Below are 14,622 nucleotides of genomic sequence, written 5' to 3' on the forward strand. Positions count from 1 at the left end.
GTCCCCCCTTATCCGCGCGCCCGGCGGAAGCGCACGAGCGGCAGAACTATGATCGTCAGCAGCACCATGGCCACGGCGGACGCCACCGGCCAGTCGCGGTTGTTGAAGAATTCCGTCCAGAGAATCTTGCCGATCATCAGCGTGTCCGGCCCGCCAAGCAGCGCGGGAATGACGAATTCGCCGATCGCCGGAATGAAGACGAGCATGGAGCCGGCGATAATGCCTGGCAGCGACATTGGCAGGATCACAGTGAGGAACGTGGTTGCGGGCTTTGCGCCGAGATCCGCGGCGGCTTCAAGCAACGCCGGATCAAGTCGCGACAGATTGGCGTAGAGCGGCAGAATCATGAATGGCAGGTAGGTGTAGACGATGCCGATATAGACCGCGAAATTGGTCTGCAGCATGACCAGCGGCTCATCGATAATCCCCAGTGCAAGAAGCGTATTGTTGATCACGCCCGTGCTTCTGAGGATTCCGATCCACGCATAGACGCGCAGCAGAAAGGAGGTCCAGAATGGCAGGATGACGAGCATTAGAAGGATATTGCGTCGCCTGTTCGCAGAGCGGGCGATATACCATGCCATCGGATATCCGATGAGCAGGGCAAAGATGGTCGAGACGGCTGCTATTTGAACGGAAGATATCAACGAGAGCAGATAAAGCGGATCTTCCAGAAGGAACTGGTAGTTGCCCAGATTGAGCGTGATCAGCAACCGGCCGTCTTCCCAGGAGGTCAGGGGGAGATAGGGCGGTCGCGCCATCGCGGCTTCGGAAAACGAAATCTTGAAGACAACCAGGAACGGGGCGAGAAAGAAGATCAGCAGCCAGACCATCGGAACAGCGATCACCAAAAGGCGGCGGTGCTTCAGGAAAAAACTGCCGACCGCCGTTGTCATGACGTCAGCACCACGCCGGACGCGGCGTCCCAGGAAACGAAGACAGGATCGCCCCAGGTGATCGGCTCCTCCGCCGAGCGTTCCTGGTTGGTGCGTGTCAAGTCGATCTGCTTTCCGGTCTTCAGCCGTACACGGAAAATCGAGAGATTGCCGCGATAGGCGATTTCCTCGACAACGCCCTCGACGACGTTGTCTACGCCTTCGGGCCGATGGCGACTGATCTCGGGCTTTTCCGGTCGGAGCGCAAACCACAGACGCTGGTTTGGCGAGCAACTCACGCCGTGGGAGACATTGATCGTCATGTCCGCGTCCTCACAGCGGATGAGCGTCCTGTCCGGATCGGTCTCAGAGACGACGCCCTCGAACATGTTCACCGAGCCGATGAAATCAGCCACAAAGCGGTTGAGCGGATACTCGTAGATCTCGCGCGGTTCTGCGATCTGCTCGATGACGCCGTTGCGCATGACGCCAATGCGCGTCGCCAGGGTCATCGCCTCTTCCTGGTCGTGCGTGACGACCACGAATGTGACGCCGAGCTTTTCCTGGATGTTGACCAGTTCGAACTGGGTTTCTTCCCGAAGCTTCTTGTCGAGCGCGGCAAGAGGTTCGTCAAGCAGCAGAAGTTTTGGCCGCTTGATCAGGGAGCGCGCAAGCGCGACACGCTGGCGTTGCCCGCCGGACAACTGGTCCGGCTTGCGTCGCTCCATGCCGGAAAGCTGCACCAGCTTGATCATGTCGGCTACACGGTCTGTGACCTCTGCACGCGGAACGCCATCGCGATAGAGGCCATAGGCGATGTTTCGCTCGACATTCATGTGAGGAAACAGCGCATAGGACTGGAACATGATGTTGGTCGGCCGGTCCCATGGCGAGATGCCGGCCATATCCTGACCGTCAATCTCGATCCGGCCGGAGGAAACAGTTTCCAATCCGGCCAGCATCCTCAGCAAGGTTGTCTTGCCACAGCCCGAACTGCCGAGAAGGCAGAACAGCTCTCCCTTGTATATGTCGAGCGAAACGTTGTTGACCGCGACAACGGGGCCGTAGCTTCGCGAAACATCGACAATACGGACAAACGGTTCCGAATCGTTCCGCCACGGCATATCCGAAGGCGACTGGCGCTCATTCATGCCTACCATCCTCCGGCGGCGACAGAGCGGGCTTCACTGACCGGTCTTGACCGATGTCCACAAACGATTGACCAGACGATCGGCTGAAGGCGGCTGCGGCTTGTCGGCGAAGAGATTGTCGAGGACTTCCTGCGGAGGGAATATGCCCGGATCGGAGGTGATCTCCTCATCAATCAGCGGCATCGCCGCCTTGTTGGCGCTGGCGTACCAGACATAGTTGGTGATGTCGGCCGTGATCTGCGGATCCATGATGAAGTTGATGAAGGCGTGCGCTTCTTCAGGGTTCGGGGCGTCGGTCGGGATGGCGAGAACGTCGAACCACTGAAGCGCGCCTTCCTTCGGAATGACATAGGCAATGCTGACGCCGTTATCGGCTTCATCCGCCCGGTCGCGCGACTGGAACAGGTCGCCGGACCAGCCCATGGCGAGGCAGATGTCGCCGTTGGCAAGGTCGTTGATATATTGCGACGAGTGGAAGTAACGGATGTAGGGGCGAACCGATTTCATCAGTTCGGCCGCTTCCTCCAGCTCCTTCTTCTCGAAGGAGTTCGGATCGTAACCGAGATAGTTGAGGGCGGCGGGAAACAGCTCCGTCGGCGCGTCGAGCACGGCGACGCCGCAGTCCTGCAGTTTTGAGACGATTTCCGGATCAAACAGGATGGCCCAGGAGTCGACGACGTAATCGTCGCCGAGCCTCTCTGCGATCATGTCCTCATTGTAGCCGAGGCCGGTCGTGCCCCACATGTAGATCACGGAATGCGCGTTGTCGGCGTCGTATTCCGCGGCCTGTTTCATGAGGCCGGCGTCCATGTTGGCGAGATTGGGAAGCTTTGATTTGTCGAGCGGCTGGTAGACGTCGGCCTGCAACTGCCGCTGCAGGAAATCGCCGGTGGGAACGACAATATCGTATCCCGTATTGCCTGAGAGAAGTTTGGATTCCAGCACCTCGTTGCTGTCGTATACATCGTAGACGACCTTGATGCCCGTTGCTTCCGTGAACTTGTCCAGCGTGTCCTCGGCAATATAGTCGGACCAGTTGTAGACGTTGACGACCCGGTCCTGGGCGTTGGCGCCTGTGGCCAGGATCGCAAAGGCGACACCGGCGCTGAGAATTGCTTTTTTCGAGATCATGAAAACCACCCGTGTTCCCTTGTTATGAGTGTGTTGGTTCAATGAATAAGCACAAAAACGCGGGCGTGCAATGACAGGAATCCGTCAGCAAATGTTTCGTGGTTGTCAGCGGGGCGGCTGTTCATCCGGCGTTCAGATTCAAACTGCAATCTGAACGCCGGAGAGGGCCGGCCAAACCCGCAATTGTCGGTCGGCTGGGGGAAGACCGGGCGTTTGCACAGGGCGCCCGGTTTTTCATTACCGCTTCAAACTGCCAACGAGATGGCTTTCTCATCGTTGCGGAGAGAGAACCCTGGCCGTTCGTCTCTCTGGGCGTTTCGGATGCTTATTTCGACGTTTCGATCCAACTTGACCATGAAGTCCAGCAATCTCTCGAGTGAAAATCCACGAAGCTTGCCGTTTTTCAAGGCCGATATTTTCGGTTGAGGAACGCCCAGAAGGTCGGCTGCCTGATGTTGAGTGAGATCTCGATCCCGAATAATCGCGTTGATCATGCCCACGATAGCCGCCTTGAGTTTCAATTCAGGCGCATCATGAAGTCCGAGGTCGGCAAAGACATTGCCGCTTCCGGATTCAAATTCGATTGTTTCTTCCCTCTTACCCATTCTTCACTCTCGCTTTCACAAGTCTGAGACGATTTCTAACAAGGTCGATTTCAGATTTTGGTGTTGATATTCCTGATTTCGATTTTTTCTTGAAAGCATGGAGGACATAAACACTGTCTCCGATTTTTGCCGCGTAAACCGCTCGATAAGCATCGCTATCGTAATCCACAAAAATCTCGACAACGCCTGATCCCAAACCTTTCATTGGCTTGACGTAATCTGCTCTCCGGTCGTTTTGCGCTTCGCTCAGCGCATACCCCACCGCGACTCTTACGGCTTTGGGGAATTCCATCAGTCTTTTGCGGGTGTCTCCGACCCAAACAACTGGCTTTTCCGTCAATGATTTCTCTATTCCAAAATAGGTATAATATTTCGTTTTTTCAAATCAATTCTGCCGGTGGCGTCGGTTTTATATTCTTACCGCTTCAAATGCCGCGTCAGACGGCGTTCCAGCCAGTTCCAGACATTGCGAAGAACTTCGACAATCAACAGATAAAATATGGCGGCCCAGATATAGGTCTGGAAATCAAAGGTGCGGGAATAGGCGCGTCTTGTTTCGCCGGTCAGGTCGAGGACGGTGATAATGGCGACGACCGCCGATCCCTTGATCATCAGGATGATCTCGTTGCCATAGGGCCTCAACGCCACGATCATGGCCTGGGGCAACACGATCTTTCGGTAGATCTGCACGCGGTTGAGGCCCAGCGCCTGTCCGCCCTCGAATTGTCCCCTCGGCACGCTCTGGATGGCGCCTCTCAGAATTTCAGCCTGATACGCGGCCGTGTTCAGCGTGAACGCCAGAATTGCGCAGTTCCAGGGTTCGCGAAAGAACCCCCAGAGACCGACGGCTTCGAGCTGGTGACGAAACTCGCCGAGACCATAGTAGAACAGGAAGAGTTGTGCGATCAGCGGGGTGCCGCGGAAGAAGTAAACGTAGGCGTAGGCGATGCCGGAAAACAGCGGATTGTAGCTCATTCTTCCGGCGACGACCGGTATCGAGACAAGCGCGCCGAGAACGATCGAGACGCTCACGAGCGTCAATGTCACGCCGAGACCGGACAGATATTTCGGGCCGTATCGGGCGACCTTGGCGGGATCCCAGGCGCTGAAGAGGAAGTAGATCAGGCCAACGCCGACGATCAACCAGAACGCCATGGCGATGATCCCGGTTGTCTTGGCGGCGGACCAGCCCGGCGCGATTGCCGGCGGCGGACTGCGAGGCGGGATCATCTGTTCGGCGAAGCTCATACCCGAACCTCCGAACGCCTGACGCGTCGCTCGACAGCGCTGATGAATATCGAGGAGAGGATTGCGAGCAGTAGGTAAAGCAGGCAGGCGATGCCGAAAAAGAGAAAGGCCTCCTTGCTGACGCGGGCGGCGATTCCCGCCTGGCGAAGTATGTCCGGCAGGCCGATGACCGACACAAGGGCGGTGTCCTTTAGCAGGATCATCCACAGATTTCCGAGGCCGGGCAGGGCGATGCGCACCAGTTGCGGCAGGATGACTTTCGTCATCGTGCGAACCCCGCCGAGCCCAAGCGCATAAGCGCCTTCATATTGCCCGGCAGGAATGGCCCTGAAGGCGGACAACAGGACTTCACTTGAAAAAGCAGAGAAGACGACCCCCAGCGCCATCATCCCGGCAAGAAACGAATTGATCTCGATGCCGCCCTCGACGCCGAAAAACAACAAGGTTTGTCTGTAACCGATCTGCAGGCCGAAATAGACGAGAAACAGCGTGAGGAGTTCCGGCAATCCGCGGAAAATGGTCGTATAGATTTCCGCTGCAAGCCGCAGTTGCCTCACTTCGCTTTGCTTGGCGAGGGCGAGAAGAAATCCGATGAACAAGCCGAACGGAAGGGTGGCGAGCGCCAAACCGCCGGTGACCAGAAAACCATACATGATCTGGTCCATCCAGCCATTCGGCCCGAAACTCAGTAGGGTCAACGTCCGATCCATGACGTCAGACCTGTGGAGACGCTGATTGAATGATCATGCAGAACCTGTGCTGCAGGATGAAACATCCTGCAGCAATTGGCGCTAGAGGCACGGCTTAGTCGCCATACACGTCAAATTCAAAGTACTTGTTGTTGATTTCCTTGTATTTTCCGTTTGCGCGGATAGCGGCGATCGCCTGTGTGAAGGCGTCGCGCAGTTCTTCTTCGCCCTTGCGGACGGCAATCCCCGCGCCGGGACCATTGATCACCAGGTCGGTCGGAAGCGTGCTCAGAATCATGCAGCAGGCGCCGTCGTCGGAAGCCAGCCAGTCGCTGAGGACGACAACGTCGTCAATTGCGGCGTCGATGCGGCCGCTTGCGAGGTCCAGCTTGTATTCGTCAGGCGTCGGGTAGAGCCGCAGATCCGTGGAAGGAAACTTCTCTTCCGCGTAGTTGGAGTGGGTGGTCGAGCTCTGCGCGCCGAGCACCTTTCCGTCGAGGCCTGCATCCGTTGCATCCGTGATGTCGGAATCCTTCGGCACGGCGATCGCCGGCGGCGTGTTGTAGTACTTCTCGCTGAAATCGACCTGCTCGAGACGCTCGTCCGTGATCGACATGGAGGCGATGATGGCGTCGAACTTGCCAGCGATCAACGACGGGATCATGCCGTCCCAGTCATTGGTGACGAATTCGCATTCGGCCTTCATCTCCTCGCAAAGCGCGATGGCGATGTCGATGTCGAAGCCTTCGAGCTTGCCGTCGGATGTCAGGTTATTGAACGGAGGATAGGCGCCTTCCGTGCCGATCTTGATTTTCTTCATTTGCGCCTGAGCGGCGCCCATGCCGACGGCGACCACCAGAGCAGTTGCCCCGAATGTCAGATATTTGGAGAAACGCATATGTCTGTTCCCTTTGATTATGCAGTTTGTCTTTGGCGTCGAAACGCGATTGGAGACGGCGTGCTCCGTCCTGCTCAAGATATTCCCATTGTTTTCTGCGAAAAAGCAATATCGAATCTTCGCTGTCCGGGAGCTCCGGGCGCAACAAGGGGGAGGAGGCCATGCTCACGCTTCTCGGCCGGCGCAGTTCTTTCAACGTTCAAAAGATCGCGTGGTTGCTCGCGGAACTTGACCTGCCGCATCGTCATATCGAACTCGGCGGCGCGTTTGGCGGGCTGGATACGCCGGAGTTCCGACTGATGAACCCGCACGGAAAGGTTCCAGTTCTCAAGGACGGCGATACGGTTTTGTGGGAATCCCACGCCATTCTGAGATATCTGGGGTCGCGCTGTGGAAATAGCGGGCTCTGGCCCGACGACATAGCAGACCGCGCGCATGTCGACGCCTGGATGGACTGGTCGCAGACCACGCTTCTGGTGGATTTTCTCACGGGCGTTTTCTGGGGATATTATCGTACGCCGGAAGCCCGGCGCGATACGCAGTCGGTCGAGCGGAGCGTCGCGCGCTGCGCTGATCATTTCAGACTGCTGGACACGGTGATGGCCGACAAGCCCTGGCTTTTCGGAGAGACGATGACTCTCGCCGACATAACGATCGGGACGCATCTCTATCGCTATTTCGAGGTCGATATCGATCGGCCGGATATTCCCAATATCGTGCGTTGGTATGAGCGGTTGAAACAACGTTCGGCTTATCGCGACGCCGTCATGGTTCCGTTCGACGAGTTGTTCGGGCGATTGGATTATTGACGGATGGATTGGGAGTTTTCAGGTTTTGGTATTGATATTATAATAAAAGAAAAGAAAGTAAGATATTGTAATTAATAATAAATACTCGAGTTCAACTTTTTCATGCAATTTGGCATTGTTTCGGGAAATTGGCTTTGGTGGCCTCTGGGTTCATTTCGGGAATCGACGATTCAGACGTTGATTTCAGTTTCACGGCAATTCTGGCTTTGTTTCGGGAAATCGGGTTTTGAGGATTCTGGGATCGTTTCGGGAATCTCGAATTTTGCGCGTTTCATCGACCTTTCCGCAATTATTCGGCGAGAGAAACGGAGCTTTCGATATAGCATAAATTGCTGCGAAATGCAGCAAGAATGTTTTTGTTTTGTTTCATGTCCCAGAGCACCGGCACGGTGGCGCGGCCAGTGAAGCAGGGCGCGGCGCGGGTTTAGAACTCGTGGATGTGACACGCGCCGAAGAGTGGATCTTCGACTGCGCCCGGATAGCCGCCGTATTGCCAGCCCTGCGGTGTCACAGACAGGTTCACCACTGTCGCCTCGATCAAGGCGTCGAGGCCTTTGACCTTCCGCGCGATCAGCGCGCGCGAGGCCCAGGGGCAGATCAGCGCGACATGTAGCGTCCTGTCTCGGCGGCAAAACCGCCCGTGCCGGTCAGCCCCGGACTACCATCCGGTGTGATCCAGTTGCGAAAGGACGAGACCTGGCGGGCGAACCGGCCCTTTTCGTCGAATTTCTGGACCGGCTGCCAGTTTTCCATCCATTTGCCTTAGACGAGCATCGTGATGTTTCCTCAGGTTGCGTGGAACACGAAGGACCGCATGGAAACTGACCCGAGATCGATCGTGTCTGTCATGAAAGTCAGTTCGTCGCGGCCATCCGAAGCGCCAACGACCGTCAAGGCCGGCAGGTAGTGGTCGACGGATGGATGCGCCATGGGAAGCAATGATCCCAAGTGCTGGCGATCCGCCAGCGGGGCGATATCGCGATTGGCGAGATGGTTTGCGAACATGCTGTCGAACTCCAGGGCGAAATCCTGGGGGGCGCCGCCGGGGCGCATGGCGCGCAGATTATGAACGATGTTGCCTGATCCGAGGATCAATACGCCGCGATCTCGCAGCTCTGAAAGCGCGCGTCCGACGCGAAGCTGATGATCGAGGCCGCTCGTCATGTCGATCGAGATCTGGAACACCGGCACGTCCGCGCCGGGATAGAGAAACTTCAACACGGTCCAGGCGCCGTGATCCAGGCCCCATGTCTCGTCTTCCTGCGCGTGATGGCTCGACAGAAGCGTGACCACCTCGCGGGCGAGGTCGGGCGCTCCCTGCGCCGGATAATTCTGGCGGTAGAGTTCTTCCGGGAAGCCGTAGAAGTCGTGGATTGTCCGCGGCATCTGCGAAACGTCGACCAGCGTCGCGCCGCTGGTCATCCAGTGGGCGGAGACAACAAGGATGGCCTTTGGCCGGGGAAGCGTCCTGCCCAGTTCGGACCAGGCGCGGCTGAAGGCAGTGTCCTCGATGGCGTTCATCGGACTGCCATGGCCGAGGAACACCAGCGGCATCCGGTCGGATGGCGACAGGCGGTCGCGCAGGTTTTGCAATTGGTTGGCGATGCTCATGACGCTACTCCCTGGTCAGGCAGGCAGGGCCGCCGGTATGGCGGCCCGTTCGTTCAGGCGAATTTGCCGAGGCTCTTTTCGACGACCGGCAAGCGCAGAGCGAATGCGCCCGCGCCAAGCAGGCCGATCGCAACCTGAGCGGCAGCCCAGAAAATCGGATATTCCCATCCGCCGCCCTGAGCGGAGAAGCTCCAGCCATTGCCGGCATGGGCCCAGGCTGCGCCGAGCAGTACCAAAACGAGAGGCATGGAGACAAGCCGTGTGGCCACGCCGAGGATCAGGGCCAGGCCGCCGCCGACTTCGGCGAGGATGGTCAGGTAGGCGATAATCGCCGGCAGGCCGAGGCTTTCGAAGAAGCCGACGGTTCCGGGAATGGTGAAAACGAAGACCTTCGTGAGGCCGTGGGCGAGAAACAGGATGCCGCTGGTGACGCGCAGGATGAATGCTGCGTAGTCGGCATTCGTAGGGGAGTTCATGTCCGGTGTCCTTTCGGGATGGCGTGGGTTTTGGTCCAGCGTGAAAGTAGGTCTTGCAAGCTTTCAACAAAATAGAGATTTTATTCAATGACTATCTCCAATACGTTCTCAATTGGAATGACATGGACACCACCGACGTACTCAGGGCCTTCGTGGCGACAGCGCAGACAGGCTCCTTTACGGCCGCTGCCGAGCAACTTGGCGTATCCAACCGGCTGACCTCGAAATACGTCGCCGAACTGGAGGCGCGGCTGGGCGTGCGGCTTTTGCAGAGAACCACCCGTCGGGTGGGGCTCACGCCCGCGGGCGAGGAACTGTTGGCGCGGGCGCCGGCCGTGCTCGATGATCTCGACGATCTGCTTGCCGGCGTCGCCGACAGTTCGCGCGGGTTCTCCGGCGTCATCCGCATATCCGCCCCGGTCACTTTCGGAGAAATCTATGTGAGCGGGATGCTCGCGCGTTTTGGCGAGAAGAATCCCGCTCTGCGCTTCGACTTGCGGCTGAACGACCGCTATGCGGATCTCGCAAGCGAAGGGATCGACCTGGCCATTCGCATCGGGCAGTCGGAGATGCTGTCGCTGAAGGCGCGCAAACTCGGGGAATTTCATTCGATGCTGGTGGCGAGCCCCGCCTATGTCGCCTCGCACGGCGCGCCGACGACGCCGGATGACCTGCAGGCGCATGCGTGTATTCTGGACAGCAATCGGCGCTCGCCCCGTCGCTGGACGTTTCGCCGGGACGATATCGAGCACACCGTCAGCGTTGAAGGCCAGTTCCAGGTGAATTCGGCGCGCGTTGCCGTCGATCTGGCAATCGACGGGCTTGGGATCGCCTATGCGCCCCGTTTCGCGCTCTACGACGCCCTGGCGACGGGAAGCCTTGTGCCGTTGCTTGCCGAGTATACGGGAACGACGGGCCCGGTCAGCGCGGTCTACCTGGAGGGACGCACGCTGCCGCGCAAGATCCGCGCGCTGATCGATTTCGCCCTGGAGGACATCCGCTCGGCGGACATCCTCTAAGATAAACTTTCAAATGTGAGCAAACGCGGGTGTTGTCGGAGACTGCCCAATTGGCTTCTAAAGGAGCTCTCCGACATCAATGCGATTGCCGTCATGATCGGCGAACACGAAGGCCCTGAGACCGTAGTCCTTGTTCTCCAGTTTCCGGATGATGCGAAAACCGTGTTCCTGGCATCGACGACAGGTCTCCGCTGCGTCGGAAACCATCATGTGCGCTATATTGAAAGGAGGCGCCCGGTGCGTTTTTTGCAGCGTCAGATGAATTTCGGCGTCGTCTTTCTTGAGAATCACGAAGCCGACCGGATTGCCGTTTTCAAACGTCTTTTCGAAGCCGAAAACGTCGCGATAGGAATCGCAGGATTTCCGGATATCGCTGACCGGAAGCGTAACGGCGACGCGTCCGAGTTTGAGAGTGGTTGAGGAGGACATGACAAGCCCGTTCTGCTGGAGGTGAAGCGCGCGCAGCACGGACGTTGCCGAAATCTGCATTTGCCTGTCACTGGTCAGGGCGGCGCCTGCGCCCGACGTTAGCGAACCCGGCCGAGGGGATCAACCGGGTTCGTCGTCGTTTCACGGACGCGCGAAAGAAAATACGTGGTCGGGAATTGCAACGCCTTTCAGATTGCGCGGATCCGCCTCCGGGCGCTTCATGGCGTGGACAAGCGGCAAGACGCCTGCCCATATCGGGAGCTCGTAGTCTTCCTCGTCATCAATTGGGCCGCCGGTTCTCACCTTTGCAGAGGCCTCTTCGATCGGCATGCCGAGGATCGTGGTCGCCTTCAGTTCCTGGTCGGTCATGGGCCGAAGCATGTCCCAACGTCCCGGGAAAAGCTGCTCGAGAAAAGTGTGGAGCTTTTCCTTCTTTTCGTCGACGTCGGTGACCTTGGTTCCATGGCCGTAGATCATGACGGAGCGATAGTTGGCGGAGTGATGCATGGCGGAACGCGCCAGCACCATGCCGTCGAGCAAGGAAACGGTAAGGCAGACGTCATGGCCGTTGCTGTTTTTCAGCGCGCGGCTGGCGCTCGACCCGTGCCAATAGACGTGATCGCCCTCTCTCCAGTGGATCGTCGGCGTGACGGCAGGCTTTCCGTCGACCAGGTATCCGACATGGCAAAGCGACGTGGCGTCGAGGATCGAGTTGATCGTTTCGCGATCAAAATCGCCGCGCTTGTGACTGCGCCTGAGACGGGTTCGCGGCGTTTGTTCGAGTTGTTCCGTGGTCATGGGTTTGCACCTGAATAATTCGTTCTGATTGCCGGATAGCGAAAAATTGGTATAAAAAAAATATCCAATTAGTGAAAAAGATATCAGTCCAATTATGCAAACCGAGATCAGCTACGGAAAATCCGCGCCTCTGTTCGAGCAGGTTTATGAATCGCTTGGACGGCAGATCATGTCGGGAGAAATGGCGTCCGGCGCGCGTCTTCCGCCATCGCGCGAACTGGCGCGCGAACTTGGCGTTTCGCGATCGACCATCGTTTCCGCCTATGATCAACTGGCGGCGGAAGGCTATATCCGGGCGCGGCAGGGGTCCGGTTATTACGTGTGCGACATCGAGCCGGTGCGGCCGCCGGATGCGCATGGTCAGGTCCTCCCTGCATTTCGGCCGGAACCTGCGCAAACACGACCTCTGCATCCGCGCCCGTTCACGCCGGGTGTTCCGGACATGCGCCTTTTTCCGCATGCGAAGTGGGCGCGGCACCTGTCGCGGACGGCGAAACAGTCCGCCGAGGCGATGCTTGCTGAAGAGGACGGGTTCGGGCACCCGAGGCTGCGCGCCGCGATTGCCGGGCATCTCGCGTCCTGGCGGGGCATTGCGGCCGACCCCGAGCGTATATTGATTACCGCCGGCGCCGGCGACGCGCTGGATCTGTCCTTGCGGGTTCTGGCTTCGCCGGGCGACGGGATCGGGCTCGAACGACCAGGTTACAGGCCAATGCTAAACCTGGCGCAACTCTACAATCTTCGTCCTGAATGGCTCGATGTCGAGGAAGAGGGCGCCGCATTGCCCGGCGAGGCGGCGAGGATGAAGACCATCATCTTGACGCCATCTCACCAGTTTCCCTTGGGCGGAGCGATGTCGACCGGCAGACGACTGGCGTTTCTGCAATACGCCGCGCGCAACAACAGCCTTGTTATTGAGGATGATTTCGACAGCGAATTTCGTTTCGCGGGCCGCCCCATTCCCGCAATGGCGTCGCTGGATGACGGCAGGCGGGTGGTCTATGTCGGCAGCTTTTCCAAGATATTCTCGTCCGGCCTGAAGATTGGTTTCATGGTGTTGCCTGAACATCTCGTCAGCGATTTCAATACGGCCTTGCGCAAATACGGGTCGCGCGCATCTGTTGCGCCGCAATTGCCGCTGGCGACCTTCATTGAGGAGGGAGAGTTCCATCGCCATATACGACGGATGCGTCGCATCTACGGCGAACGACGCGAGGCGTTCGTCGGGATGCTGCACAAGGAACTGGAAAATGCGGCGCGCTTTTCCGACAATCCGGCGGGCATGCAGATCGCCCTTGAACTGGCCGACGGCGTGGACGATGTTCGCCTGTCGAAAGCGGCGCAGGCGGCAGGCGTCGCGTGTTCGCCGCTCTCGACCTACTATGACGGGCCGCGCCGGAAACAGGGGCTCCTGACCGGCTTTAGCGCCTTTTCACCGGAAGAAATGGAAGAACCGCTGAAGCGGCTTGCGGCGCTGATCCGCGAGGCGGTTACTGCTTCATCGGAATAAAGCGTTTCAGCTTGCCGGTTTCGGCGTGTCTTATTAGGGACTCGACAACGTCCAACTCGATGTCAGGGTCTTTAAGCCCGGCTGTTTTCAACTCTTCCGATATGTCGCGTTTCAGAAGGCCGAGATCGAGTTCACCGCGCGTTATAATGCGGATCGCGGCGCCGTTCTGCGTCTGCTGCACCTGATATTGCTCGATCATCGGATGTTGGCCGAGCGGAGTTCTGAATACCAGCGGATGGACGGACACGCCTGCGGGATACCGGAAGGCGTCGTCGCTGCGTCCCTTGACCTCCCTGATGAGGGGAAAGGCGGCGCCGCAACTGCACGGCTGATCCGACGGAATGGCGATATCCGTGAGTTCGTAGCGAATGATCGGCTGAACACGGTTGAACAGCGAGGTCACGAGAACCTTTGCGATTTCATCCGGATCTCTGGTCGGCCTGTCGTCGGCATCGACGAATTCGGTAATGATCACATCGTCGGACATATGCATGCCTTCGTGGCGGTCGCATTCAATGCCGACATGCCCAACCTCAACGCAGCCCCACATGTTGTTGATGTCGATGCCCCAGGCTTGCCTGGCCGCCTCGCGCGCTTCCGGCATCAGCGGTTCGGAATTGGTGGCGATATGCCTTGGTCTGATCTTGAGTCGTCCGGCGAGCGCTTCTCCCGCCAGTTCCTGCAGCGATGAAGCGAAACAGTTGATGTGCGTCGGCTGCGTCCTGTTCAGTTCATCAACAAGCTGCGGTATTGGCGTTTGCGCCGGAAACCAGTGAATATCGGCGTCGGGGTGGGGCGTGACGGAGAACAGAAACGGGCTGCCATGCACGATCTCGCCGGCTTCGATGACCGCCAGCACCCTCCTGCCGCTGCTGAAATGCATGGATTCGTCGCGATACTGGTATCGGAACGTGACGCAGGCGATCTCGATGAATTCGTTCCAGCCCCAGACGAAGACGCCGCGGGAACCGGATGACCCGCCGGTCGCAAACACCTCGTAATCGTCGAGATAGTAGTAATCCTTCGTGCGGCCGCGCAATTTGTCCTGGATGTGGGCGTTGCAGCCTTCCAGGGTCAGTCTCTTGTCGGTGACGATTGCGTCCCAGTTCGACATCACGTCGGATTTCGTCATCACCGGAATGTCGTGAAGCGTGTTCTCCGTCATCGTTTCAGGATCGATGTCCGCCAGCCTTTCAGCGTACCAGGAAGAATGCGATTTGGCCCATGCGACGGTCTCTCGAAGGCGAACTTGCCGCTCTCTTACTATCTGTTCGGCGGACCAGCCGAGCCGTGCGACATGCTCCGGCAAGCGACTGGCGATTGCAAGAAGATGCGCGCGCCGTTTCGGACTGTTGATGATCATGAGAGGCTCC

16 protein-coding genes and 1 pseudogene are annotated in these 14,622 nt (G+C 58.1%); 3 read left to right on the forward strand and 14 right to left on the reverse strand.

Annotated elements, in window-relative coordinates; genetic code table 11:
- Window positions 1-8: 8 nt before the first annotated feature.
- The 8 genes from AAFN47_RS00975 to AAFN47_RS01010 form a co-directional block, all read right to left on the reverse strand.
- Window positions 9-896 (reverse strand): ABC transporter permease subunit, encoded by an 888-nt coding sequence (locus AAFN47_RS00975; protein ID WP_499807296.1) that lies wholly within the window; start codon window positions 894-896, stop codon window positions 9-11.
- Complete coding sequence (locus AAFN47_RS00980) at window positions 893-2,026, reverse strand: ABC transporter ATP-binding protein (RefSeq protein ID WP_499807297.1); 1,134 nt, start codon at window positions 2,024-2,026, stop codon at window positions 893-895. Before AAFN47_RS00980 ends, AAFN47_RS00975 begins: the two co-directional genes overlap by 4 nt.
- A 33-nt stretch (window positions 2,027-2,059) precedes the next feature.
- Window positions 2,060-3,157 carry a polyamine ABC transporter substrate-binding protein gene (locus AAFN47_RS00985; RefSeq protein WP_499807298.1) on the reverse strand — a complete coding sequence of 366 codons (1,098 nt, stop codon included), beginning with the start codon at window positions 3,155-3,157 and terminating at the stop codon, window positions 2,060-2,062.
- Window positions 3,158-3,402: 245 nt separating this feature from the next.
- Window positions 3,403-3,762 carry a helix-turn-helix domain-containing protein gene (locus AAFN47_RS00990; protein ID WP_499807299.1) on the reverse strand — a complete coding sequence of 120 codons (360 nt, stop codon included), beginning with the start codon at window positions 3,760-3,762 and terminating at the stop codon, window positions 3,403-3,405.
- The gene (locus AAFN47_RS00995; protein ID WP_499807300.1) at window positions 3,755-4,102 is read right to left on the reverse strand and encodes a type II toxin-antitoxin system RelE/ParE family toxin; all 348 of its coding nucleotides are present in this window, start codon (window positions 4,100-4,102) and stop codon (window positions 3,755-3,757) included. The genes AAFN47_RS00990 and AAFN47_RS00995 overlap by 8 nt, the downstream gene beginning before the upstream one ends.
- Window positions 4,103-4,179: 77 nt before the next feature.
- Window positions 4,180-5,010, reverse strand: coding sequence for an ABC transporter permease (locus tag AAFN47_RS01000; protein ID WP_499807301.1), 831 nt, complete (start codon window positions 5,008-5,010; stop codon window positions 4,180-4,182).
- Window positions 5,007-5,720, reverse strand: a complete 714-nt coding sequence (locus AAFN47_RS01005; RefSeq protein WP_499807302.1) for an ABC transporter permease — start codon at window positions 5,718-5,720, stop codon at window positions 5,007-5,009. The genes AAFN47_RS01000 and AAFN47_RS01005 overlap by 4 nt, the downstream gene beginning before the upstream one ends.
- Before the next feature lie 94 nt (window positions 5,721-5,814).
- On the reverse strand, window positions 5,815-6,597 hold the full coding sequence (locus AAFN47_RS01010; RefSeq protein ID WP_499807303.1) for an ABC transporter substrate-binding protein: 783 nt from the start codon (window positions 6,595-6,597) through the stop codon (window positions 5,815-5,817).
- Between the two features lie 161 nt (window positions 6,598-6,758).
- On the opposite strand from AAFN47_RS01010, the gene AAFN47_RS01015 reads away from it, so the two are divergent.
- The gene (locus AAFN47_RS01015; protein WP_499807304.1) at window positions 6,759-7,406 is read left to right on the forward strand and encodes a glutathione S-transferase family protein; all 648 of its coding nucleotides are present in this window, start codon (window positions 6,759-6,761) and stop codon (window positions 7,404-7,406) included.
- Between the two features lie 346 nt (window positions 7,407-7,752).
- Here AAFN47_RS01015 and AAFN47_RS01020 read toward each other — a convergent pair.
- The 3 genes and pseudogenes from AAFN47_RS01020 to AAFN47_RS01030 form a co-directional block, all read right to left on the reverse strand.
- Window positions 7,753-8,159 (reverse strand): annotated as a pseudogene (locus AAFN47_RS01020) (glutathione S-transferase family protein); the annotation flags it as partial.
- Between the two features lie 33 nt (window positions 8,160-8,192).
- Entirely contained in the window at window positions 8,193-9,017 is an 825-nt protein-coding gene (gene ygiD, locus AAFN47_RS01025; RefSeq protein WP_499807305.1) for a 4,5-DOPA-extradiol-dioxygenase, read from the reverse strand.
- Between the two features lie 53 nt (window positions 9,018-9,070).
- Window positions 9,071-9,493 (reverse strand): DoxX family protein, encoded by a 423-nt coding sequence (locus tag AAFN47_RS01030; RefSeq protein ID WP_499807306.1) that lies wholly within the window; start codon window positions 9,491-9,493, stop codon window positions 9,071-9,073.
- Window positions 9,494-9,615: 122 nt separating this feature from the next.
- Between AAFN47_RS01030 and AAFN47_RS01035 the strand changes: the two genes are divergently transcribed.
- The gene (locus AAFN47_RS01035) at window positions 9,616-10,512 is read left to right on the forward strand and encodes a LysR family transcriptional regulator (RefSeq protein WP_499807307.1); all 897 of its coding nucleotides are present in this window, start codon (window positions 9,616-9,618) and stop codon (window positions 10,510-10,512) included.
- Between the two features lie 57 nt (window positions 10,513-10,569).
- Here the strand turns inward: AAFN47_RS01035 and AAFN47_RS01040 are convergent, their stop codons facing one another.
- The gene (locus AAFN47_RS01040) at window positions 10,570-10,941 is read right to left on the reverse strand and encodes a VOC family protein (protein ID WP_499807925.1); all 372 of its coding nucleotides are present in this window, start codon (window positions 10,939-10,941) and stop codon (window positions 10,570-10,572) included.
- Between the two features lie 141 nt (window positions 10,942-11,082).
- Window positions 11,083-11,739 (reverse strand): pyridoxamine 5'-phosphate oxidase family protein, encoded by a 657-nt coding sequence (locus AAFN47_RS01045; RefSeq protein ID WP_499807308.1) that lies wholly within the window; start codon window positions 11,737-11,739, stop codon window positions 11,083-11,085.
- Between the two features lie 94 nt (window positions 11,740-11,833).
- On the opposite strand from AAFN47_RS01045, the gene pdxR reads away from it, so the two are divergent.
- Window positions 11,834-13,249, forward strand: a complete 1,416-nt coding sequence (pdxR, locus tag AAFN47_RS01050; RefSeq protein ID WP_499807309.1) for a MocR-like pyridoxine biosynthesis transcription factor PdxR — start codon at window positions 11,834-11,836, stop codon at window positions 13,247-13,249.
- On the opposite strand, the gene AAFN47_RS01055 is transcribed toward pdxR, so the two are convergent.
- On the reverse strand, window positions 13,230-14,612 hold the full coding sequence (locus AAFN47_RS01055) for a phenylacetate--CoA ligase family protein (RefSeq protein ID WP_499807310.1): 1,383 nt from the start codon (window positions 14,610-14,612) through the stop codon (window positions 13,230-13,232). The genes pdxR and AAFN47_RS01055 overlap by 20 nt on opposite strands.
- Between the last annotated feature and the right edge of the window lie 10 nt (window positions 14,613-14,622).

Origin of the sequence: Hoeflea sp. CAU 1731 (assembly GCF_039888615.1) — a bacterium.
Lineage (GTDB): Bacteria > Pseudomonadota > Alphaproteobacteria > Rhizobiales > Rhizobiaceae > Flavimaribacter.

Coding starts and splice junctions, on each gene's coding strand:
- AAFN47_RS01015 (WP_499807304.1), top strand. CDS start 6,759: ATGCTCACGCTTCTCGGCCGGCGCAGTTCTTTCAACGTTCAAAAGATC.
- AAFN47_RS01030 (WP_499807306.1), bottom strand. CDS start 9,493: ATGAACTCCCCTACGAATGCCGACTACGCAGCATTCATCCTGCGCGTC.
- AAFN47_RS01055 (WP_499807310.1), bottom strand. CDS start 14,612: ATGATCATCAACAGTCCGAAACGGCGCGCGCATCTTCTTGCAATCGCC.
- AAFN47_RS01040 (WP_499807925.1), bottom strand. CDS start 10,941: ATGTCCTCCTCAACCACTCTCAAACTCGGACGCGTCGCCGTTACGCTT.
- AAFN47_RS01005 (WP_499807302.1), bottom strand. CDS start 5,720: ATGGATCGGACGTTGACCCTACTGAGTTTCGGGCCGAATGGCTGGATG.
- AAFN47_RS01045 (WP_499807308.1), bottom strand. CDS start 11,739: ATGACCACGGAACAACTCGAACAAACGCCGCGAACCCGTCTCAGGCGC.
- AAFN47_RS00980 (WP_499807297.1), bottom strand. CDS start 2,026: ATGAATGAGCGCCAGTCGCCTTCGGATATGCCGTGGCGGAACGATTCG.
- AAFN47_RS01035 (WP_499807307.1), top strand. CDS start 9,616: ATGGACACCACCGACGTACTCAGGGCCTTCGTGGCGACAGCGCAGACA.
- ygiD (WP_499807305.1), bottom strand. CDS start 9,017: ATGAGCATCGCCAACCAATTGCAAAACCTGCGCGACCGCCTGTCGCCA.
- pdxR (WP_499807309.1), top strand. CDS start 11,834: ATGCAAACCGAGATCAGCTACGGAAAATCCGCGCCTCTGTTCGAGCAG.
- AAFN47_RS00975 (WP_499807296.1), bottom strand. CDS start 896: ATGACAACGGCGGTCGGCAGTTTTTTCCTGAAGCACCGCCGCCTTTTG.
- AAFN47_RS00990 (WP_499807299.1), bottom strand. CDS start 3,762: ATGGGTAAGAGGGAAGAAACAATCGAATTTGAATCCGGAAGCGGCAAT.
- AAFN47_RS01000 (WP_499807301.1), bottom strand. CDS start 5,010: ATGAGCTTCGCCGAACAGATGATCCCGCCTCGCAGTCCGCCGCCGGCA.
- AAFN47_RS01010 (WP_499807303.1), bottom strand. CDS start 6,597: ATGCGTTTCTCCAAATATCTGACATTCGGGGCAACTGCTCTGGTGGTC.
- AAFN47_RS00985 (WP_499807298.1), bottom strand. CDS start 3,157: ATGATCTCGAAAAAAGCAATTCTCAGCGCCGGTGTCGCCTTTGCGATC.